Here is a 19,088-nt window from a genome sequence, read left to right as displayed (position 1 = left end):
CACAGACGTCCTGCGCGGAACGGGCCAGCTGCTGACGGGAACGGACGGCAACGACCAGCTGACGGCAACGAGTTCGGACGGCTGGGTGCTCAAAGGTGGCGCGGGCGACGACAAGCTGACGGGCGCGGGCGGCAATGACGAGCTTCAAGGCGGCTCCGGCAATGACAGTCTCGACGGCAGAGGCGGCGCCGACACGATGATCGGCGGGCTTGGCAATGACGACTACATCGTGGACTCGGTGCTGGATGTCGTCGTCGAGGCGGTGGGGGAGGGCAGCCGCGACCGCGTGATCACCTCGGTCGACTACAAGCTCTCGGCGAATGTCGAGCATCTTCAGATGGTCGGCAAAGGGAATGTCTCTGCTACCGGAAACGAACTCAACAACATCATGGGCGGCAATTCGGGAGCCAATGTTCTCGACGGCGGGCTCGGCGCCGATACGATGGACGGTGGCGCCGGAAACGACGTCTATTACGTCGATAATCTCGGCGACCGCGTGATCGAGAAGGCGGGGGGTGGGACCGATCTCGTCCATTCCTTCGTCAGCTTCAAGCTCGGCGAGAATGTCGAGGATCTTCAGCTGACCGGCATGTCGGACATCAACGGAACCGGCAATGCGCAGGCCAACCGGATTTTCGGCAATATGGGGGCGAACCTGATCGATGGCGGTGCGGGAGCCGATATGCTGATGGGCGGCTTGGGCAATGACACGTTTCGGTTTGCCGCCGGGGAGGCGAATGGCGACTGGGTTCTGGATTTCCAGCGGCCCTGGTTAGGCGCGTCCGGTTACGGCGACAAGCTGCTCTTCGTCGGCTACGGGCGGGACGCGCGCTTCTCGCAACTGGGGCAGAGCGACACCTATGTCGTCAGCAGTGCGGATGGTTCGATCAACGACGAAATCCGCATTCTGGGGAATACGGGTCTGACGGCGAGCGACGTGACCTTCGGCGAGTTGTAACGGACGAACCGACGATGGGGCGCCGGATCGTCCGGCGCCCCATCCGAAACTGAGCCTCGCCTACTCCGCCGCCAGACCCTTGGCGGCCGGCTCGTGCAGCGGGCAGCGGTTGAAGCGAGCGCGGAAGTCGGCGGAGTGCTGATAGGCCGTGCGGCGGGCGCGGTTGATGTTGCCGAGCGGGCGGTGGGCGGCAAGGCCGGTCCAGACGCTGAAGCGCATTTCCTCGTCCACGGCGCGAACACGGTCCTCGTCCCAGCTGTCCTGCGGCTCGGCCGTGAGCGTGGCGACGGTCTGGAACGGAGCCTCGTCTTCCTTCCATTCGACGGTCGGATCCTCCACCGGCTGCTTGGCGAGATCGCGGCAGAGCTGAACGCGCAACTCCCACACGCCCATGCGATCGCGCATTTCCGCCTGAACGGTTTCGCGGATGGCGTCCGGCCGGCCGGAGGCGTCGATCTCGCGGGTCTCCAGCTCGGTCAAGTCGGGCGCGACCGGCACGAGGCTGAACTTGGCGATATAATCTCCATAAAGGAACGGCGTGACGCTGTAATAGGTCTGCCCCAGCGGATCGACATTGGGCGCGCCGCCGAGCGACTGGATCGCCGGGCTTTCGACGCCGACCGCTTCCAAGGCCTTGTTGACGCCGCGCAGAACGGACGACATCACCGTCTTCGTGCCCTCCAGCTTGTCGGTCGTCTTGGCCAGAAGCTTGAGATTGCCGAGAAACTGGTCGGCCGTCTTGGCTTGGAAGACCGGGCCGTTGACCATGATGAAATCCTGCGTCTTGCCCTCGGCTCCGGGCAGGCGCTCGCCTTCGACGTCGAGAATTTTCAGGGCCAGACCGCGCGGCAGCGAGATCGCGTCGGGCAGGATGTCGCCGGCATTGGTGGACAGCCGAAGATAGGCCTTGTGCGTGGCCGGTTGGGCGAAGAGCCCTTGCGCGAGTTCCGGCGGCAGGCCGTCATGGACGCGCAGCGTCGCTTCCAGAATGCCATGCGCCTTGGCATGAACCGAGCGCACGGCGTGGCCATAATCATGCGCCGTGGTTTCGAGGATCGTATCGAAGGTCTCGTTCAGACCCTGAGCGGTCTCCGCTTCGTCCGGCTGAATGTCTTCCACATCGGGCGAATAGCGAATGGGGGCGTTGGTCATGGCGAGGCCCTTCTGGGAGTCTGGAACATGGGCGGCTAACCAAGCCATCGACAAAAGAGTTCCATCGCGCGCGAAAGGTTCGTTTAGTCGAATATCAGCCCTTGGCGTGGTTCGCTTCGCCCGAACCGCCGCCCAGAACCGCCTGGAGATTGGCGACCATGAGTTCCACATTCTCGCGGCTGGCGCGGATTTCGAACACTTCGTCGCGGTCATCCACGATATGGATCACGAAGCTGCCATCGTCGCTTTCGCTGGCAAATCCGGCGAGGGTTCGGCGTTCAGCCATGATGAACTCCATTGGTTCGTAAGGCGTCGGGCGGCGGGCGCCGCCGGGGTCGAGAAGGAAAAGGCTCCATGGTCGCTTTGGTTCAGCCCCGTCTCGTGAACGGACCTTCGGGCGACTCCACGCTCTATCTCGACTTCGCCTTCGGGCGGCGGGCGATGTTGTTCGATCTCGGAGACATCCACGCGCTGTCGCCGCGCGAGGTCGGCCGGATCACGCATGTCTTCGTGTCGCATCTCCACATGGATCACTTTGCCGGCTTCGATCGCCTCTTGCGCCTGCGGCTTAATACGCCCGGCGTTGTCCGTCTCGTCGGGCCACCGGGCTTGGGAGAGGCAGTGGCGCACAAGCTCGCGGCCTATCGCTGGAACCTCCTCGGCGACACCTCGCCGGATTTCGCGCTGGAGGCGCTGGACTGGCGCGAGGGCGGCTTCGTCGCGACTGCCCTGTTTCGCGCGCGGGATGGTTTTGTGGGGCGTGCGTCCACGCTGCCCGATCTGCCGACCGGTCTCGTCTGGCAGGAGGCGGGGCTGGTGGTCGAAGCCGTGGAACTCGACCATGGCATTCCCTCGCTCGCCTTCGCCTTGCAGGAGCGCCTGCGAGTGAATGTCCACAAGGTCCAACTGGACGAGATGGGGCTGGCCGTTGGCCCCTGGCTTTCCCGCGCCAAGGAGAGGTTGCGGGCCGGCGAGAGCGGGGCGGTGGAGGGGCCGGACGGGCAAACGCTGTCGCTGGAGACCCTCGTTCAGGCCGGCGCGCTGCAGACGGCCGATGGCCAGCGCATCGCCTATGTCACCGATGCCGGATGGATCGAGGCCAACCGCCAGCGCATCCGCACTATTGCCCAGGACGCCGACACGCTCTTCATCGAAGCCGGCTTTCTCGACGCCGATCGCGAAATCGCCAACGGCCGGCAGCATCTGACCGCCGCGCAGGCCGGCAGCCTCGCGCGCGAGGCCGGGGCGCGGCGCGCCGTGCCGCATCATTTCTCGCCCCGCTACGAGACGCGGGAGGAGGAACTGACCGCCGAGTTCGAGGCCGCCTATAGGCGCAGCGGCGAGGCGTAGCCGGTGAGTTCGAGATAGCCGCGCGCGCCGGGGGCCGAGACCGCGCCTTCCCAATAGACCGGCAATCCGCCCGAGCGCCCGTCCAATTCCTGATCGGGAAAGAGCGGCTTCAGATGGAAGCTCCGCTCGCCCTCGGGCAGGCGCAGCGTCAGGCGCTGCTCCACGGGATAGACCGCATCGGTGCGCGGCGAGCGCCAGGTCTGGAGCGGCTCCAGGCTCACGTCTTCCGGCCGGAATCGCGTGATCGTGCCGTCCGCGCGGCGATAGGAACCGCCGGCATAGATCGTGCCGCCGTCCCGCCCGCGAATGCGGAAGGCGACGAGCGCGCCGCCATCGTCGAGATTGAGCCCCGTCCAGTCCCAGCCGGATGCCTCGGTCGAGAGAAGCGTCGAGGACCATTCGCGGTCGAGCCAGGCCTCGCCCGTCACCGTCTCGCTCTTGCCCTCGCGCGTGACCGTGCCGGTCACAGCGAGATGCGGCATGGAGTAATAGTAGCTGGCCTCAGCCGGGTTCGGCCCCTTCTGACTGTAGCCCTCCTCGCCCTGAAGGAGGATCGGCTGCGTCGGCTGGAAGGCGAGGTCGAGAGCGAACTCGCCCGTCGAGACCTCCGTCGTGAAGCGCCCGTCCGCCTCGCGCTGGAAGCGCCAGTCCTGAAGCGTGACGTCGGCGTCCGTTTCCGCCGCCTCCGCAAGGCCGAAACCGGCGCGGGCCGCGCGTTCGCCATGGAGAAGGCGGCCGAGCGCGGGGTCGGACAGGCCGGCATGGGCGAAGAGGACCTGCGCGGGAGCAAATCGGCTGGGATTGGCCGGGTCCACTTGGGGCCGCGTGCGGAAGAAGGTCACCTGAAAGCCGAGGTCACGGCCCTCCGCCGTCTTCAGCCAGCCGGTCACATACCACCATTCCGTGCGGAAATCGGGATGGGCGCCGTGATCGCGCGGGAAGGCGAGCGCCGCGCCGGGCACGACGGGCGGATAGCTGATCTCTGCCGCGCGCACGGGGGCGACGAAGGTGGCAAGGGCGAGGAAACAGGCCAGAAACCGCCGCATCACCAATCCTCCCGCACGGCCAGAACGGCGCTTCGATGCGTCGCCCGCCGCCCGGCGAGAAGCGCCGTGCCCGCCGCCGCCAGCACCAGGGCGGCCACCACGGCCGGGATCGTGCCGATGGGCAGACGTGTCGTCATGGTCCAGTTGAAGGATTGCGGGTTGATGACATGGATCAGAACCTGCGCCAGCGCGAGGCCGAGCAGCACGCCGGCAATGCCACCGACGAGCCCGAGCAGCGCGCCTTCGCGCGCCAGCATGGAGAGAATCTGGCCCTTGGTCAGGCCGAGATGGCGGAGCATGCCGAACTCGCGCGAGCGCGCCAGCGTCTGCGCCGAAACGGTGGCGGCGACGCCCGCCAAGCCGACGAGAATGGCAACGCCTTCCAGAACATAGGTGACGGCGAAGGAGCGGTCGAAAAGCTCGAGCGCGAAGCGCCGAAGCTCGGCGGGGCGCGAGACATCCACCGCGCCGCGCACCGCCTCGGGCAGGGCGGCGATCAGGGCGGCCTGCACGGCGCGCTCGTCCGCACCCGGGTTCAGCGTCACCATGGCCTCGTCGCGGCCCCGGTCTCCCGTCAGGCGCTCGTAATCCGCTTCGGGCAGGACCACGGCCCCGGCCTGCCTCGCATAGTCGCGCCAGATGCCGGCGACGGTGAAGCGCTCCGTGCCCTGGCCGATCGGCAGCGAAATCGCGTCGCCCGGCTTCCAGCCATAGAGACGCGATGCCGGCTCGGAGACATAGGCGGCGATCGTACCCTCTTTGGGTTGGACCGGCTCGCCCAGAAGCGTCAGCAGCCCGTTCGGCCGCGCCGGGTCCACCGGCCGGGCAATCAGCGTGACGGGCGGTCGGTCGGGCTCGATCACGAGGGGGAACTGCCGGCTGAAGGCGATGGTACCGACGCCGGGAACGGCGAGAAGCGCGTCCCGCGTCGGCGGGTCGAAGCCCGCGCTCGCCTGCGCGCGCAGGTAAAGATCGGCTGAGAGAACCTGCCCCAGCCATTCGTCCACCGCGCCGCGAAAGCTTGTGACCATGGTCGCCATGGCGATCATCAGCGCCGTCGACGCGACGATGCCGCAGAGGGCGGTGGCCGCCTGACCGGGCGCGCCGTGGAGATGGCGCGTGGCGAGTTGGCCGGGCACGGAGCCGCCGTCGCGCCGGACAAGCGGCAGAAGAAGCTGGCGCGACAGGAAGGGCACGCCGGCGACCCCGCCCGCCAGCATCAGGGCCATGCCGACAAAGCCGAAGACGGGCAGGTTGGCGACGGCCGGCAGAAGCGCCGCGCCGACGCCTGCCAGAAGCAGCAAGGCGGCCGGCTTCCAGGGCACGGGCTTGCGCGGGTCGAGAAGGTCGCCGCTGTTCTTCAGCGCGGCGGCGGGCGCTGCGCGCGAGGCCGCGCGCGCCGGCAGAATGCTGCCGGCCAGCGCCGCCGCCAAGCCGAGCGCGAAGAAGGCAAGCGCGGCCAGCGGCTGGAACACGATGCCCGCCGCCGCGCCGCGAAAATAGCCCGCGCCCAGATCGCCGCCGAACCAGCGAAGCGCGAGGCTCGCCAGCCCGTAGCCGGCGAGAAGCCCGGCGGACGCGCCGATCAGCCCGATCAGCAGCCCTTCGAGCGCCACCGCCGCCACGACGCCGCGCCGGGGCAGGCCGAGCGTGCGCACCAGCGCGAAGGCGCGCAGCCGGCGCGCGACGGAGAGCGACTGCGCGGAAAAGACGAGAAAGCCGCCCGTCAGCAATGCCACCAGCGCCAGCATGTCCAGATTGACGCGGTAGGCCCGCGACAGGGCGCTGCCCTGCGCCTCCTCGGTTTCGGTGCTGGCGAGCGTGGCGCCGGCCGGCAGGAGAGGGCGCAGCGCCGCTTCCGCCGCCGTGCGGTCCGCCAGCGACAGGTCGATCCGATCGAGCCGTCCCAGCCGGTCGAAGCGCCATTGCGCGCTCGCGATGTCGATGACGCCGATGGCCTGCCCGTCCGGCACGCCGGGCAGCGAGCCCGCCACGCGAAAGCGCGCGCTCCTGCCGTTGGCCGTCAGCGACAGCGTCTCGCCGACCTGGACGCCCAGCGCGGCTTGCGCGGCGCGGGAGAGAAAGAGCGCATCGGGATCGAACACGTCGTTGTTGGTCGTGTCGGGCCCACGTGGTGCCAAGCCGATCAGGCTGGGCGTCACGCGCGCCGCGCGGATCACATCGAGGCCGAGAAGCGTGATGCGCCCGCGCTCGCCGCGCGCGTCGAGGCTGACGACGGGGCTGGCATCCCGCACGCCCTCCGCCCGCGCCGCCGCGCCATAGAGCCCCTCGTCGAAGCCGAGCGGGGCCGAGGCGCGGATGGACAGATCGGCCGCCCCGCCCACGGCCCGCACCGCGCCGCCAAAGGCGCTGAGCGCCGAACCGTTGACAAGATGGACCGCGAAACCCAAGGCGACGCCGACTGCGATGGCCAGGGCGGTCGCCAGAAAGCGCGCGGGGTGGGCGCGCCATTCGCCCCCAATGAGCCAACCGAGCGCCAGCCGGGCCTCGATGAGATCGGAGCGCGCGCCGCTCACGCCAGTGACCTCAGCCCAGTGCGCGTCAGCACCAGAACGCGGTCCGCGATTTCGGCCGTCGCGCGGCTATGGGTGACGATCACGGCGGCCGAGCGCCGGGTCTGTCCGCCCCCGGCGCGCACGCGCTCGGCAAAGAGCGCGAGAATGCGCCCGGCCGTTTCGGGGTCGAGATTGCCGGTCGGCTCGTCGGCGAGGATCAGCGCGGGCCGGTGGATCAGGGCGCGGGCGATGGCGACGCGCTGCATCTCGCCGCCCGACAGGTCGCGTGCATAATCGCCGCCGCGCGAGTCCAGCCCGACCGCCTCCAGCATGGCGTCGGCCCGGTTCGACAAGGTGGCGCGCTCATTCGAGACGAGGGCCAGCGGCAGGGCGACGTTCTGGCGCAGCGTGAGATAGGGGAGGATGTGAAAGGCCTGGAACACGAAGCCGATGCGCTCGCGCCGCAGCTTGGTGCGCGCCGTCTCGTCCAATGCGCCGAGCGCTGTGGTCTCGATCCGCACCTCGCCGGCATCCGGCTCGTCCAGCCCGGCGAGGATATTGAGAAGCGTCGACTTGCCGACACCCGACTCGCCGACGATCGCGACGAGTTCGCCGGCCTTCACATCGAGGTCCAGCCCGGAAAAGAGCTGGCGATCCGCGCCCACGGATTTCGACAGGCTGCGCACGGAGAGGGCCGCCTCGCTGCCGCTTGACGTCTGTGCCTCTAGGGCGCGCGTTCGGGTCTCGTCCAAGCTCTCGCCTCGTATCTGTTCGCTATGGGGGATCGTAGGCCGTCGGGAGGCGTCGCACAGGGGGGCGCGACAGGGCGACCCGGGGGGGCAGTCCTAAGGATTAGCCATAGCCGCGTCCGCTACTTCCGATGCGAGCGGGATTTAAGATCGGCGGATTTCGAAGTATGTTTTCCCTCCTCTCTGGAAGCCCGCAGCTTCATAGAAGCGCAAGGTTGCTTCCCTCTTCGATCCCGTCGCGAGCAAGATCTTGTAGCAGTTGGCGCTCCATGCCCGGTCGATCGCCGCATGAAGAACCGCTCGCCCTAGTCCTGTCCTGCGGTAATCCGCATGGGTAACGACGTTCTCGATGACCCCATAAGATCGTGCTCCACGGGATAGATTGGGGATGATCGCAAGCGTGCAAGTCGAGACCAGCGCTCCCTCAATATCCGCGACGAAGGGAATGATGAGGCCCGATGAAAGAATGGCTGACCAAGCTGTCTCTGCGGTTGCCGGATCAGGCGATGGCTCATCAGGGTGCAAATGGCCGTAAAGATTTAGAACCGCATCGAGATCGGCCGTTCGTGCAGGACGAATGAAAGGCTCGGGCATGTGTCTTTACTCCGGAACGTAGGTCGTGCGTTCGCTTCCGACGCGAGGGATATGTTGGCAGCTCACGCTGAATCCCAAGCGACAAAGCCTCCACTCACCGCTGGCAGACCGGGCAGAAGAAGGTGGAGCGGCCGGACTGGACGATCCGTTGGACGACGCCCCGGCAGCCTTCATGCCGGCAGGGCTCGCCTTCGCGGTCGTAGACGTTGAAGCGATGCTGGAAGTAGCCGAGGCTTCCATCGGCTTGCCGGTAGTCGCGCAAGGTCGAGCCGCCGGCCTCGATCGCGTCGGCGATGGTCTCGCGAATGTGAAGGGCGAGCGTGTCGAGCCGCTGCGTCGCCGTGCCGTCCTTCTTCACCAGCGAGCCCGCCTCGCGCCGGGGCGACAGGCGCGCGCGCCAGAGCGCTTCGCAGACATAGATATTGCCGAGCCCCGCGATGATGGTCTGGTCGAGAAGCGCGGCCTTCAGCGGCGCGGCCTTGCCGCGAAAGCGCGGGGCGAGATCGGCGCCCGACAGCGTGTTGCCGGTCGGCTCCAGCCCCAGCGCGCGAAAATGCGGATGGTCGGCCATCTCCGCGCGCGGAAACAGCGTCATGTAGCCGAAGCGTCTGGGATCGTTGAAGACGATGCGCGCGGGCGTGCCGTCGGGGCGCTGGATATGGAAGAGCACGTGATCGTGCAGCTTGTCTTCCGAGCGGGCGAGGTGAAAGGCCGCACCCGCGACAGGTTCGCTGGGCGCGCCGCCCGCCGTCTCGATGCGGAAGGAGCCGGACATGCCCAGATGCATGGCGAGCACGAGATCGCCTTCGAGATCGGCCAGGAGATATTTCGCCCGGCGCGACAGGGCCTCGACGCGCCGCCCTTCCACGCGCTCGGCGAAGTGCTCAGGGAGCGGAAAGCGCAGGTCCGGCCGGCGCAGTTCCACGCGCTCCACCAGAGCGCCCTCCATCACGGGCTGAAGCCCCCGGCGAACCGTCTCCACCTCTGGCAATTCGGGCATAGCACCTACCTGTTGTCTCCTGGAGGCTGTTATGGACCTTGGCCAAGTCCTGTGTCGGGTCAGCGAGGAACAGCCTCCAGGCGGCCGCCGCGCCGATGGCGCTATCGGTTCGCTTGGTTTAAGACCGGCACACACTGGCCTGCTGGCCGCTCACACCTATAGGCCGGCTGCGGCCCAGGTCCAACGCACGAGGTGAACGATGTCTGAATCCCGAGTCGGTTCCGCGGAAAGCATGGAAACCTCCTACGGATTCGAGACCGTTTCCGGCCGGGACGAGAAGCAGGCGCGCGTCAACGAGGTGTTCCACCGCGTGGCCGAGCGCTACGACATCATGAACGACCTCATGTCGGGCGGGATGCATCGGCTCTGGAAGGACGCGCTGGTCAATATGGTGGCCCCGTCCAAGCGGCCGGGCTGGCGCTTTCTGGATGTGGCGGGCGGCACAGGCGACGTCGCCATGCGCATCGTGGAAGCCTCCAACCGGCAGGCCGAAGGCACGGTGCTCGACATCAACGGCTCGATGCTGGCGGTGGGCGCCGAGCGCGCCCGCAAGAAGGGGCTCGACGAGCATCTTCTCTTCGTGGAAGGCAATGCCGAAGACCTGAAGCTGCCGGCGGAGAGCTTCGACGCCTATACGATCGCCTTCGGCATCCGCAACGTGCCGCGCATCGATATGGCGCTGTCGGAAGCCTACCGCGTCTTGAAGCCGGGCGGGCGCTTCCTGTGCCTCGAATTCTCGGAAGTCGAGCTTCCGGTTCTCGACAAGATCTACGATCTCTGGAGCTTCAAGGCCATTCCCGCCATCGGGCAGGCGGTGGCGAAGGATCGCGACTCCTACGAGTATCTGGTGGAATCCATCCGACGCTTTCCCAATCAGGTGAATTTCGCGAGCGCCATCCGCAAGGCCGGGTTCGACCGCGTGACCTATCGCAATCTGACGGGCGGCATCGCGGCCATCCATTCCGGCTGGAAGCTTTAAGAGCCCGTGGCCAATCCCGTCACCGGCACGATCGCCCTCGTCCGGGCGGTCTATATCATGGCCCGCGAGGGCGTCTTCTCCGCGCTGCCGGCCGAGGGCCTGCCGCCCATGGCCGCGCTCGCCCACAAGGCGGCCGGGCTTCTGGCGCGCCGCTCGGCCAAGAAGGCGGCCCGTAAGGACCGCCTGTCGGCCGCGCTGAACCGCCTCGGCCCCTCTTATGTGAAGCTCGGCCAGTTCCTGGCGACGCGCCCCGACATCGTGGGCACGCAGATCGCCGTCGAGCTCAGCCACCTGCAGGACAAGGTGCCGCCCTATCCGCGTGAGGTCGCGATCGAGACGATCGAGGTGACGCTCGGCCGGCGCATCGACGATCTCTTCCTCGAATTCGGCGAAGTCGTGGGCGCGGCCTCCATCGCGCAGGTCCACAAGGCGCGGGTGCGAACGCGCGATGGCGAAGAGCGCTTCGTCGCGGTCAAGGTCATCCGGCCGGGCGTGCGCCAGCGCTTCCTGCGCGAGCTGGAAGCCTTCGCCTTCATCGCGAAAGTTTTGGAAACCGTGGTGCGATCGACGCGCCGCCTGCGGCCCGTCGCCGTGGTGCAGACGCTCGCCCAGTCCACCCGCATCGAGATGGATCTACGGCTGGAAGCGGCGGCCTCGTCCGAAATGGCGGACAACATCAAGGACGATCCCGGCTTTCGCGTGCCGGGCATCGACTGGGAGCGCACGGGCCGCGACGTCCTCACCATGGAATGGGTGGACGGCATCAAGATGAACAATGTCGAGGCCGTGCGCGCCGCCGGCCACGACCTGCCGCAGCTCGGCGTCAACCTCATCCAGTCCTTCCTGCGGCACTCGATGCGCGACGGCTTCTTCCATGCCGACATGCATCCGGGCAATCTCTTCATCGCGCCTGATGGCACCATCGTCGCGGTCGATCTCGGCATTGTCGGCCGGCTGGCCGCCGACTCGCGTCGTTTCCTCGCCGAAATCCTCTACGGCTTCATCCGGCGCGATTACCGCCGCGTGGCCGAAGTGCATTTCGAGGCCGGCTATGTGCCGCGCAACCAGGATGTCCTGAGTTTCGCACAGGCGCTGCGCGCCATCGGCGAGCCGATTCACGGCCAGCCGGCCGAAACCATTTCCATGGCCCATCTCCTGACCCTCCTGTTCGAGGTGACGGAGCTGTTCGACATGCACACGCGGCCCGAGCTGGTTCTGCTGCAGAAGACCATGGTCGTGGTGGAAGGCGTCGCGCGCTCCTACGATCCGCGCTTCAACATGTGGGAGGCGGCCGAGCCCGTCGTCTCGGACTATATCCTCTCCGAAATCGGCCCGGCGGCGAAGCTCAGGGATGCTCGCGAGGGGCTGGAAGCCTTGGGCCGCATCGCCAAGCGCCTGCCGGATTTTGCGACGGGCCTGGAGGTCTTCGCCAAGAACATGCCCGATCTCATCGAGAACGGCATTCACATCAACGACGACGACCTGATGGAACTCGCCAAGGAATCACGTACCGGCCTCATCATCAGCCATATCGCGCAGATCGCCTCGGCCGTCGCGCTGGTGGTGATCGCCTGGCAGCTGACCTTCGGGTAGAGGCTGTTATGGATCATAACAGCCAGAAGTGATTGCATTGCTATCATCTCGTCCGGGTTCTATCGTCCGGGCGAGATGGAGGTTGCGATGGGCAGTTTGACGGTTCGCAATATCGAGGATGACGTGAAGGCCGCGCTGCGACTGCGCGCGGCCCGACGTGGCGTCTCCATGGAGAGCGAAGTGCGTGACATCCTGCGGCAGGCGGCGAGGGAGGCTTTGCCCCTGCCGGAAAACGATGGCGAACGCGAAGCGCGGATCGCACGCATCCTCAGCTTCGGCCAGCCCCCTTTGCCGTCCTTCGATTTGAAGGCCTTTTCGGACGCGCTTTCGGACGGTACGGAGTGATCGTGGTCGATACGTCGGCTGTTGTGGCGATCCTGGCGGCGGAGCCGGAAGCGCCCTTGTTCGCCCGCGTGGCCGGAACCCATGACGATCTGGTCATGTCCACCGGCACTCGACTGGAACTGGCCATAGTAGCCCATGCGAAATGGGCCCAACGGGGAATGCACCTCGTCGAGGGGCTTCTGTCCGAGATGCGGGTGGCCTTTTATCCCTTCGATCAAAGGCAGATGGACATCGCCATGGACGCCCATCGGCGCTTCGGCCGAGGCTCCGGCCATCCCGCCAAACTGAACTATGGCGACTGCTTCTCCTATGCCCTCGCCCGCGCGCTCGACGCGCCGCTGCTCTTCAAGGGCGACGACTTCATCCACACCGATCTCCGCTCCGCCCTTTCGAGCCCGCCATGACTCTTGCCGACAAGCGCATCCTTCTCATCGTCGGCGGCGGCATCGCGGCCTATAAGTGCCTCGACCTCGTGCGCCGCCTGCGCGAGCGCGGCGCCAAGGTGACGCCTGTCATGACGAAGGCGGCGGCGGAATTCGTCACGCCTCTGTCGCTCGGCGCGCTGGCGGGCACCAAGGTCTATGACGATCTCTTCAGCCGGGACGACGAGCATGATGTCGGCCATATCCGCTTGGCGCGCTCGGCCGATCTGGTGATCCTCGCGCCCGCCAGCGCCACGCGCATGGGCAAGATGGCGGCCGGGATCGGGGACGATCTGGCCGGTGCCATTCTTCTGGCTACCAATGCGCCCGTGCTCATCGCCCCCGCCATGAACCCGGCCATGTGGGCGCATCCCGCGACCCGTCGCAGCCTTCAAACCTTGAAGGCGGACGGGCTGCACACAATCGGCCCCAACCGGGGCGAGATGGCCGAGAGCGGCGAGGCGGGGGAAGGGCGCATGGCCGAGCCGCTGGAGATCGTCGCGGCGGCCGAACGAATTCTCTCACCTCCAGATCGCCCGCTCGCGGGGCGGCATATTCTCGTCACCTCCGGCCCGACGCATGAGCCGATCGACCCCGTGCGCTATATCGCCAACCGCTCCTCCGGCCGGCAGGGGCACGCGATCGCCGCCAGCCTCGCGCGGCTCGGCGCGACCGTGACGCTCGTCTCCGGCCCCGTCACGCTGCCCGACCCCGTGGGTGTCAGCACCGTCCATGTCGAGACGGCGCGCGAGATGCTCTCGGCCGTGGACGCCGCGCTGCCGGCGGACGCCGCCGTTTTCGTCGCGGCCGTGGCGGACTGGCGCGTGGCGAGCGAGGCGGGCGAGAAGATCAAGAAGCGCCCGGGCGAAGGGCCGCCGACCCTGCCGCTCGTGGAAAACCCGGACATCCTGCGCACGGTCGGCACCGGCCCCCGCCGCCCACGCCTTGTCGTTGGTTTCGCGGCCGAGACCAACGATCTTCTCGCCAACGCCGCCCGAAAGCTGGAGGCGAAGGGGGCCGACCTCATCGTCGCCAATGACGTGTCGGGCGGCGGCGTCATGGGCGGTGCGCGCAACGCCGTGAAGCTCGTGTCCCGCGCCGGGGTCGAGGAATGGCCTGATCTGCCAAAGGAGGATGTTGCCGACCGGCTGGCGGCCGAGATAGGACGACGGCTTCTGGAACTGGAGAGCGCCTCGTGACCAAGGGCCCGACCATCGGCATTCGTCGCCTGCCCCATGCCGAAGGGCTGGAGCTTCCCGCCTATGCGAGCGCGGGCGCGGCCGGGGCGGATCTTCGCGCCGCCGTGAGCGAGGATCTGACCATCCCGCCGCTCGGCCGGGCGCTGGTGCCGAGCGGTCTCGTCTTCGACATTCCCGAAGGGTTCGAGATTCAGGTTCGCCCCCGCTCGGGGCTGGCCGCGCGCCATGGCGTCACGGTGCTGAACGCCCCCGGCACGGTGGATTGCGACTATCGCGGGGAAGTTATGGCGATCCTCGTCAACTTGAGCGCCGAACCCTTCACGGTGATGCGCGGCGAGCGCATCGCGCAGCTCGTCGTCGCGCCCGCGCCCCAGGCGCGCTTCGCAGAGGTCGAGAGCGTCGGCGAAACGGCGCGCGGAGCGGGCGGCTTCGGCTCCACGGGGCGCGCATGAGCGCCGCCGGTTTTCTCGCCTATGCGCTGACCCTGGCGCTCGCCGCCGCCATTCCCGGCCCCGGCGTGGTGGCGCTCGTCGCCCGCGCGCTCGGCGCCGGCTTCCGGCAGGCCATGGGCTTCACACTCGGGCTGATCCTCGGCGATCTCACCTTTCTCACTGCCGCTGTCTTCGGCCTCGCGCTGGTGGCCGAAGCGCTGGGCGAAGTCTTCATTGTGGTGCGCGTCGTCGCGGCGCTTTATCTCGGCTGGCTTGCCTGGAAGCTTTGGCGCGCGGCCGGCAACGCGGCCGAGGTCGAGGCCATGGCGAAGGAGCGCCCGCTCGGCAGTTTCATCGCCGGGCTGACGGTCACGCTCGCCAACCCCAAGACCATCGTCTTCTATCTGGCGCTTCTGCCGACGCTGGTGGATATCAGCCATGTGTCCGTCGGCGACTATGCCGTTCTGGCGGCGCTGACGACGCTGGTGCTGCTTCTGGTCATGACGCCCTATGCCGCGCTCGCCGCCAAGGCGCGCCATGTCCTGCGCCGCCCCGCCATTCTCGCGCGCCTCAACCGCAGCGCGGCCCTCATTCTCGGCGGTGCGGCGATCTGGAGCTTGGTGCGCAAGGTCTGACGCTTGCGCCCTGTCCCGAGCTTTAAGGCTTGCGAGCCTCAAGGCTCGTTCCCGCTGAGGGGCCGGTCCTGTCCAGCCCCCGAGCGCAGGCAGAATGCGGGAGGCGACGACGGTCAGCCTTCCCCCGATGGGATGGCGTCTCAGGCCCGCCGCGCCTTGGCCTCGATCTGGTGATGCGTCCCGCCGACGCTGCGCAGGGTGCCGAGTTGGGAGAGGGTGACTCGGTTTCGGCCTGAGGTTTTAGCTTTGTAGAGATTGGTGTCGGCGATCTTGTACGCCGCCTCGAAGCTGACCTTGGTCTTGAACGAGATGCCGCCGAGCGAGACGGAGAGCCGGGTTCGCTGGTGGCGCGGGCCGACCTCCAGCATGTTGATGCGCGAGCGCAGGCGCTCGGCGACGATCATCGCTTCCTCGTAGCCCGCATTGCGCAGGAGAACGGCGAATTCCTCGCCGCCCAGCCGGCCGACGAGATCGTCCTTGCGCACGTTCATGCGCAGCGTGGCGGCGATGAGGGACAGCGCCTCGTCGCCGGTGCCATGGCCCAGCCGGTCGTTGATGCGCTTGAAATGGTCGGCGTCGAGAACCAGCAGCGTGTGGGGCACGTCGTCTTCGGCGCGGCGGCGGCTGTCGGGCCCGATGCGCAGTTCCACCGATTTCTGGAAGGCGGCGCGGTTCAGAACCTTGGTCAGGCCGTCGCGCGTGGCGATGTGGAACAGTTGCTTGTTGCGCCGGCGCAGCGCCACGATGCGGGTGGCCGCGTAGAGTTGCAGCGGTAGCGCCGAGACGAACAGCATCAGAAGCGTGAAGCCCAGCGCGCCTTGCGCGGCGGGAAGAGCGAAACTGCCGAAGTACCAGTAGGTCGCGATCACGACGACCCCGGCCATGGTGAGGGTCAGTCCAAGGAGCTCCAGACAAAGCATCCGGAGCGATTCGAGCGTTTGGATGGGCATGGCGATCCGGCGAAAGGGTGTGTTGCCGTCAGTGTGCCCTTGTTTTCGCAGGACTTTCTGAATGCCAGGCGAAGGTTTTGACTTAAAGACGGTGCACTTCGCCCTGTCGCCTACGCGTCGGCGTTTTTCATTCTAGAGGAAATTTATTTCCAACGACTTGATGGTTCCGCGCATGAATTTGCCGCGCTGCCTCCGGAACGGGGTGGGGAGGGTTCGCCAGACGACCCTCTTCCGCGCTAGATTGATTCCGAGCGCGCCCGCGAGGCGCGGCCCGATAAAGCCCAAGGCAGAAGGACACGCCGTCATGGACACGCCCGCCAACAACCAGACCGCCCGCACCCATGGCCGGGGCCGCATCTACGATTCCATCATCGATACGATCGGCGACACGCCGCTCGTGCGGCTCGACAAGTTCGCGCACGAGAAGGGCGTGAAGGCCAAGATCCTCGCCAAGCTCGAATTCTTCAACCCGATCGCCTCGGTGAAGGATCGGATCGGCGTCGCCATGCTCGAGGCGCTGGAGGCCGAGGGCACGATCCGGCCCGGCCGCAACACCCTGATCGAGCCGACCTCCGGCAATACGGGCATCGCACTCGCCTTCGCGGCGGCCGCCAAGGGCTATCAGCTGATCCTGACCATGCCAGAGACCATGTCGATCGAGCGGCGCAAGATGCTGCGTCTTCTGGGGGCTGAACTCGTGCTGACCGAAGGCGCCAAGGGCATGAAGGGGGCCATCGCCAAGGCCGAGGAGCTGAAGGCCGAAATCCCCAATTCCGTGATCCCGCAGCAGTTCGAGAACCCCGCCAACCCGCAGATCCACCGCGTCACCACGGCCGAGGAAATCTGGAACGACACGGCCGGCCGGGTCGATCTCTTCGTCGCCGGCATCGGCACGGGCGGCACGATCACGGGCGTCGGGCAGGTCCTGAAGAGCCGCAATCCGGGGCTTCAGGTCGTCGCCGTCGAGCCGGAAAATTCGCCGGTCCTGTCCGGCGGCGCGCCGGGGCCGCACAAGATCCAGGGCATCGGCGCAGGCTTCGCCCCGGCCATTCTTGACCGCGAAATCTATGACGAGGTGGTCGCCATCTCCAACGACGAAGCCTTCGAGACGGCCCGCCTCGTGGCGCGGCTGGAAGGCGTGCCGGTCGGCATTTCGTCGGGCGCGGCGCTGGCGGCGGCGGCCAAGGTCGGCGCGCGCGAGGAGAACGCGGGCAAGAACCTTGTCGTGATCATCCCCTCCTTTGCCGAGCGCTATCTTTCCACCGCGCTGTTCGACGGTCTGGTGGCCGAGGACGAGCCCAAGGAAAAGCCGAAGGGCGCGCCCTCGATCTGAGGCGCTTTCCTCCGCTCGAACCCTCCAAAGGGGCCGCCGCTTCACCGCGCGGCCCCTTTTCTTTCGGCCGGTCTGTCCTTTCTTGAGAAGGACTCGCGCGGCGTCCTCCCTTCATCGGGCCATGCTCATGGATCAGGCGCGCCGCATTCCTCGCGCCCGCCAACCGCAAGGCCCCCATGCCGCTTCAAGATACGATCGAATCCTCGCAGACCTTCCTGCGCACGCTCGCCGCCCAAGCCGCGACCTTCCTGCCCAATCTTCTCGTCGCCGTCCTCGTCATGGTGATCGGCTTCTTCATTGCGGGCCGGCTGGCGGCGCTGGTGGGCCGGGCCTTCGGCCTGTCGCGCATCGACGAGACCGTGCGCGGGCCGCTGGTCGCCATGGTGCGCTATGTCGTGATCGTCATGGCGCTGATCATCGCGCTCGGGCAGATCGGCGTGCAGATGACCTCGCTGCTCGCCGTGCTCGGCGCCGCCGGCCTCGCCGTCGGTCTCGCCCTGCAAGGAACGCTCACCAATATCGCGGCGGGCATCATGCTGCTCTGGCTGCGCCCGTTCCGCGTCGGCGACTATATCGAGACGCAGAATTTCGCCGGGAGGGTGCATGAGATCGGCCTGTTCACCTGCCACCTGGAAACCTTCGACGGGCTCTTCGTCTTCGCGCCCAATTCCACGCTCTGGAATGTCTGGATGCGCAATCATTCGCGCGCGGCCTCCCGGCTTCTGGCGTGGCAAATCACGGTTCCGCGTCAGGTGCCTTTCGAGGCCGCGCATGAGGCGCTGATCTCGGCCTGGCCCCAAAGCGCCGGCGAGGAGCAATTGTCCGAACCCGTCGCCTTTCTGGACCAGCTGACGGCGGATACGCAGGTCATCGTGTTTCGTGGTGTCGTGAAGGAAGGCGCGACCACGGAGGCGCAGCGCCGCACGGCACAGGCGATCCGGCGCATCTTCGTGGAGCGCTTCGGCGCCGATGGCGAGCCCCGCGCCATCCAGCGCATCGTGCCGGGCGACAGCGACCCGTCTCGCTATCTCGGCGCGGACGACGCGCCGGAAGCCAACCGGACGCTGGTCAACGAGAGGCCCGACGCGCCGAGCCAAAGCGTCGTCACGGCCCCCTGACGGGCCTCAATCCGCGCGGCGCGATATTCGCATCGGCAATCCGCCGCGCGGCTGCACCGTGATCTTCTGCACGGGATGAGGCGCGCGGGTTCCGACATAGTCGAAGCGCAGATGGCGCATCAGGCTCGCCAGCGCGATCACGCCTTCCTGCATGGAGAAGGACGCGCCGATGCACACGCGCGGGCCGACGCCGAAGGGGAGATATTGATAGCGGTCGAGCTTGGCGCGGTTTTCCGGCAGGAACCGGTCGGGCAGGAAATGGCCCGGCCGCTCCCACAGACGCTCGTGCCGGTGAATCAGCCAGGGCATCACCAGAACCGAAGCTCCGGCCGGCACGTCGAGATCGCCCACCCGGTCGTCCTCCAGGGCCATGCGGTTCAGCGAGGGGGCGGGTGGGTAGAGGCGCATCGCCTCCTCGAAGGCGGCGCGTGTCTGCGGCAGGGCCTCCAGCCAGTCGAGCGGGTCGGTCAGGCCAGGCAGGAGCGCGTCCAACTCTCGCTCCACCTTCTCGCGCTCGCCGGGCGCTTGCGACAGAAGATAGAGCGTCCAGCCGAGCGCGCGGGCGGTGGTCTCGTGGCCCGCGCCGATAAAGGTGATGAGATTGTCCTCGACTTCGGAGGGCGTCAGCCCCTCGCATTCGAGAAGCAAGGTCAGGAGATCGCGCGGGGCGCTGCCGGGATCGCTCGCCATCTGCCGGCGGCGGCGCTCGGCCGTGTCG

General features: G+C 67.4%; 20 protein-coding genes. 11 read left to right on the top strand and 9 right to left on the bottom strand.

The genetic code is table 11. The annotated features are described in order from the left end of the window. A partial coding sequence (locus tag AUL36_RS14215) for a calcium-binding protein (protein ID WP_062221841.1) occupies positions 1-958 on the top strand: 958 nt, incomplete at its 5' end. Between the two features lie 60 nt (positions 959-1,018). On the opposite strand, the gene AUL36_RS14210 is transcribed toward AUL36_RS14215, so the two are convergent. Continuing rightward, positions 1,019-2,110 carry a catalase family protein gene (locus AUL36_RS14210; protein ID WP_058633277.1) on the bottom strand — a complete coding sequence of 364 codons (1,092 nt, stop codon included), beginning with the start codon at positions 2,108-2,110 and terminating at the stop codon, positions 1,019-1,021. 94 nt (positions 2,111-2,204) lie between these two features. Next, on the bottom strand, positions 2,205-2,396 hold the full coding sequence (locus tag AUL36_RS14205) for a hypothetical protein (RefSeq protein ID WP_156418398.1): 192 nt from the start codon (positions 2,394-2,396) through the stop codon (positions 2,205-2,207). Positions 2,397-2,464: 68 nt separating this feature from the next. On the opposite strand from AUL36_RS14205, the gene AUL36_RS14200 reads away from it, so the two are divergent. Then, a complete protein-coding gene (locus AUL36_RS14200; protein WP_062221836.1) occupies positions 2,465-3,460 on the top strand; it encodes a ribonuclease Z in 996 nt (331 codons plus the stop codon). Here the strand turns inward: AUL36_RS14200 and AUL36_RS14195 are convergent. The 5 genes from AUL36_RS14195 to mutM form a co-directional block, all read right to left on the bottom strand. After that, complete coding sequence (locus AUL36_RS14195) at positions 3,436-4,506, bottom strand: lipocalin-like domain-containing protein (protein WP_062221834.1); 1,071 nt, start codon at positions 4,504-4,506, stop codon at positions 3,436-3,438. The genes AUL36_RS14200 and AUL36_RS14195 overlap by 25 nt on opposite strands. Next, positions 4,506-7,043, bottom strand: coding sequence for an FtsX-like permease family protein (locus AUL36_RS14190; RefSeq protein WP_062221832.1), 2,538 nt, complete (start codon positions 7,041-7,043; stop codon positions 4,506-4,508). The genes AUL36_RS14195 and AUL36_RS14190 overlap by 1 nt, the downstream gene beginning before the upstream one ends. Continuing rightward, positions 7,040-7,774 (bottom strand): ABC transporter ATP-binding protein, encoded by a 735-nt coding sequence (locus AUL36_RS14185; protein WP_062221830.1) that lies wholly within the window; start codon positions 7,772-7,774, stop codon positions 7,040-7,042. The genes AUL36_RS14190 and AUL36_RS14185 overlap by 4 nt, the downstream gene beginning before the upstream one ends. 141 nt (positions 7,775-7,915) lie before the next feature. Beyond that, the gene (locus tag AUL36_RS23310; RefSeq protein ID WP_082655856.1) at positions 7,916-8,365 is read right to left on the bottom strand and encodes a GNAT family N-acetyltransferase; all 450 of its coding nucleotides are present in this window, start codon (positions 8,363-8,365) and stop codon (positions 7,916-7,918) included. A gap of 94 nt (positions 8,366-8,459) precedes the next feature. Further along, a complete protein-coding gene (gene mutM, locus AUL36_RS14180) occupies positions 8,460-9,365 on the bottom strand; it encodes a bifunctional DNA-formamidopyrimidine glycosylase/DNA-(apurinic or apyrimidinic site) lyase (protein ID WP_062221828.1) in 906 nt (301 codons plus the stop codon). A 199-nt stretch (positions 9,366-9,564) separates the two neighbouring features. Between mutM and ubiE the strand changes: the two genes are divergently transcribed. From ubiE to AUL36_RS14145, 7 genes are all read left to right on the top strand, one after another. Next, positions 9,565-10,344, top strand: a complete 780-nt coding sequence (gene ubiE, locus AUL36_RS14175) for a bifunctional demethylmenaquinone methyltransferase/2-methoxy-6-polyprenyl-1,4-benzoquinol methylase UbiE (RefSeq protein ID WP_062221826.1) — start codon at positions 9,565-9,567, stop codon at positions 10,342-10,344. Between the two features lie 6 nt (positions 10,345-10,350). Beyond that, a complete protein-coding gene (gene ubiB / locus AUL36_RS14170; RefSeq protein WP_082655855.1) occupies positions 10,351-11,937 on the top strand; it encodes a 2-polyprenylphenol 6-hydroxylase in 1,587 nt (528 codons plus the stop codon). Between the two features lie 87 nt (positions 11,938-12,024). After that, the gene (locus tag AUL36_RS14165) at positions 12,025-12,282 is read left to right on the top strand and encodes a FitA-like ribbon-helix-helix domain-containing protein (protein WP_062221824.1); all 258 of its coding nucleotides are present in this window, start codon (positions 12,025-12,027) and stop codon (positions 12,280-12,282) included. Positions 12,283-12,284: 2 nt separating this feature from the next. Further along, positions 12,285-12,686, top strand: a complete 402-nt coding sequence (locus AUL36_RS14160; protein ID WP_244497130.1) for a type II toxin-antitoxin system VapC family toxin — start codon at positions 12,285-12,287, stop codon at positions 12,684-12,686. Next, positions 12,683-13,903, top strand: a complete 1,221-nt coding sequence (gene coaBC / locus AUL36_RS14155; protein ID WP_062221822.1) for a bifunctional phosphopantothenoylcysteine decarboxylase/phosphopantothenate--cysteine ligase CoaBC — start codon at positions 12,683-12,685, stop codon at positions 13,901-13,903. Before AUL36_RS14160 ends, coaBC begins: the two co-directional genes overlap by 4 nt. Continuing rightward, complete coding sequence (gene dut / locus AUL36_RS14150) at positions 13,900-14,355, top strand: dUTP diphosphatase (RefSeq protein ID WP_062221820.1); 456 nt, start codon at positions 13,900-13,902, stop codon at positions 14,353-14,355. The genes coaBC and dut overlap by 4 nt, the downstream gene beginning before the upstream one ends. Beyond that, the gene (locus AUL36_RS14145; protein WP_062221818.1) at positions 14,352-14,969 is read left to right on the top strand and encodes a LysE family translocator; all 618 of its coding nucleotides are present in this window, start codon (positions 14,352-14,354) and stop codon (positions 14,967-14,969) included. The genes dut and AUL36_RS14145 overlap by 4 nt, the downstream gene beginning before the upstream one ends. 140 nt (positions 14,970-15,109) lie before the next feature. On the opposite strand, the gene AUL36_RS14140 is transcribed toward AUL36_RS14145, so the two are convergent. Beyond that, positions 15,110-15,919 carry a GGDEF domain-containing protein gene (locus AUL36_RS14140; RefSeq protein WP_062221816.1) on the bottom strand — a complete coding sequence of 270 codons (810 nt, stop codon included), beginning with the start codon at positions 15,917-15,919 and terminating at the stop codon, positions 15,110-15,112. Between the two features lie 304 nt (positions 15,920-16,223). Here AUL36_RS14140 and cysK point away from each other — a divergent pair, with 304 nt between their 5' ends. Beyond that, entirely contained in the window at positions 16,224-17,252 is a 1,029-nt protein-coding gene (gene cysK / locus AUL36_RS14135; protein WP_058633263.1) for a cysteine synthase A, read from the top strand. Between the two features lie 176 nt (positions 17,253-17,428). Continuing rightward, complete coding sequence (locus AUL36_RS14130; RefSeq protein WP_062221814.1) at positions 17,429-18,370, top strand: mechanosensitive ion channel family protein; 942 nt, start codon at positions 17,429-17,431, stop codon at positions 18,368-18,370. Positions 18,371-18,376: 6 nt separating this feature from the next. Here AUL36_RS14130 and AUL36_RS14125 read toward each other — a convergent pair. Then, the coding region (locus AUL36_RS14125) for a cytochrome P450 (protein WP_156418397.1) at positions 18,377-19,088 on the bottom strand (712 nt) is incomplete at its 5' end.

Source organism: Aureimonas sp. D3 (assembly GCF_001463805.1).
GTDB classification, from domain to species: domain Bacteria; phylum Pseudomonadota; class Alphaproteobacteria; order Rhizobiales; family Rhizobiaceae; genus Aureimonas; species Aureimonas ureilytica_A.
Note: the sequence above shows the minus strand (reverse complement) of the source record. Positions and strands in the feature narration are given on the sequence as shown.

What these genes read in the sequence shown, in the direction of transcription:
- AUL36_RS14210 (WP_058633277.1), bottom strand. Translation starts at nt 2,110, where the DNA reads ATGACCAACGCCCCCATTCGCTATTCGCCCGATGTGGAAGACATTCAG.
- AUL36_RS14205 (WP_156418398.1), bottom strand. Translation starts at nt 2,396, where the DNA reads ATGGCTGAACGCCGAACCCTCGCCGGATTTGCCAGCGAAAGCGACGAT.
- AUL36_RS14200 (WP_062221836.1), top strand. Translation starts at nt 2,465, where the DNA reads ATGGTCGCTTTGGTTCAGCCCCGTCTCGTGAACGGACCTTCGGGCGAC.
- AUL36_RS14195 (WP_062221834.1), bottom strand. Translation starts at nt 4,506, where the DNA reads ATGCGGCGGTTTCTGGCCTGTTTCCTCGCCCTTGCCACCTTCGTCGCC.
- AUL36_RS23310 (WP_082655856.1), bottom strand. Translation starts at nt 8,365, where the DNA reads ATGCCCGAGCCTTTCATTCGTCCTGCACGAACGGCCGATCTCGATGCG.
- mutM (WP_062221828.1), bottom strand. Translation starts at nt 9,365, where the DNA reads ATGCCCGAATTGCCAGAGGTGGAGACGGTTCGCCGGGGGCTTCAGCCC.
- ubiE (WP_062221826.1), top strand. Translation starts at nt 9,565, where the DNA reads ATGTCTGAATCCCGAGTCGGTTCCGCGGAAAGCATGGAAACCTCCTAC.
- AUL36_RS14165 (WP_062221824.1), top strand. Translation starts at nt 12,025, where the DNA reads ATGGGCAGTTTGACGGTTCGCAATATCGAGGATGACGTGAAGGCCGCG.
- coaBC (WP_062221822.1), top strand. Translation starts at nt 12,683, where the DNA reads ATGACTCTTGCCGACAAGCGCATCCTTCTCATCGTCGGCGGCGGCATC.
- AUL36_RS14145 (WP_062221818.1), top strand. Translation starts at nt 14,352, where the DNA reads ATGAGCGCCGCCGGTTTTCTCGCCTATGCGCTGACCCTGGCGCTCGCC.
- AUL36_RS14140 (WP_062221816.1), bottom strand. Translation starts at nt 15,919, where the DNA reads ATGCCCATCCAAACGCTCGAATCGCTCCGGATGCTTTGTCTGGAGCTC.
- cysK (WP_058633263.1), top strand. Translation starts at nt 16,224, where the DNA reads ATGGACACGCCCGCCAACAACCAGACCGCCCGCACCCATGGCCGGGGC.
- AUL36_RS14130 (WP_062221814.1), top strand. Translation starts at nt 17,429, where the DNA reads ATGCCGCTTCAAGATACGATCGAATCCTCGCAGACCTTCCTGCGCACG.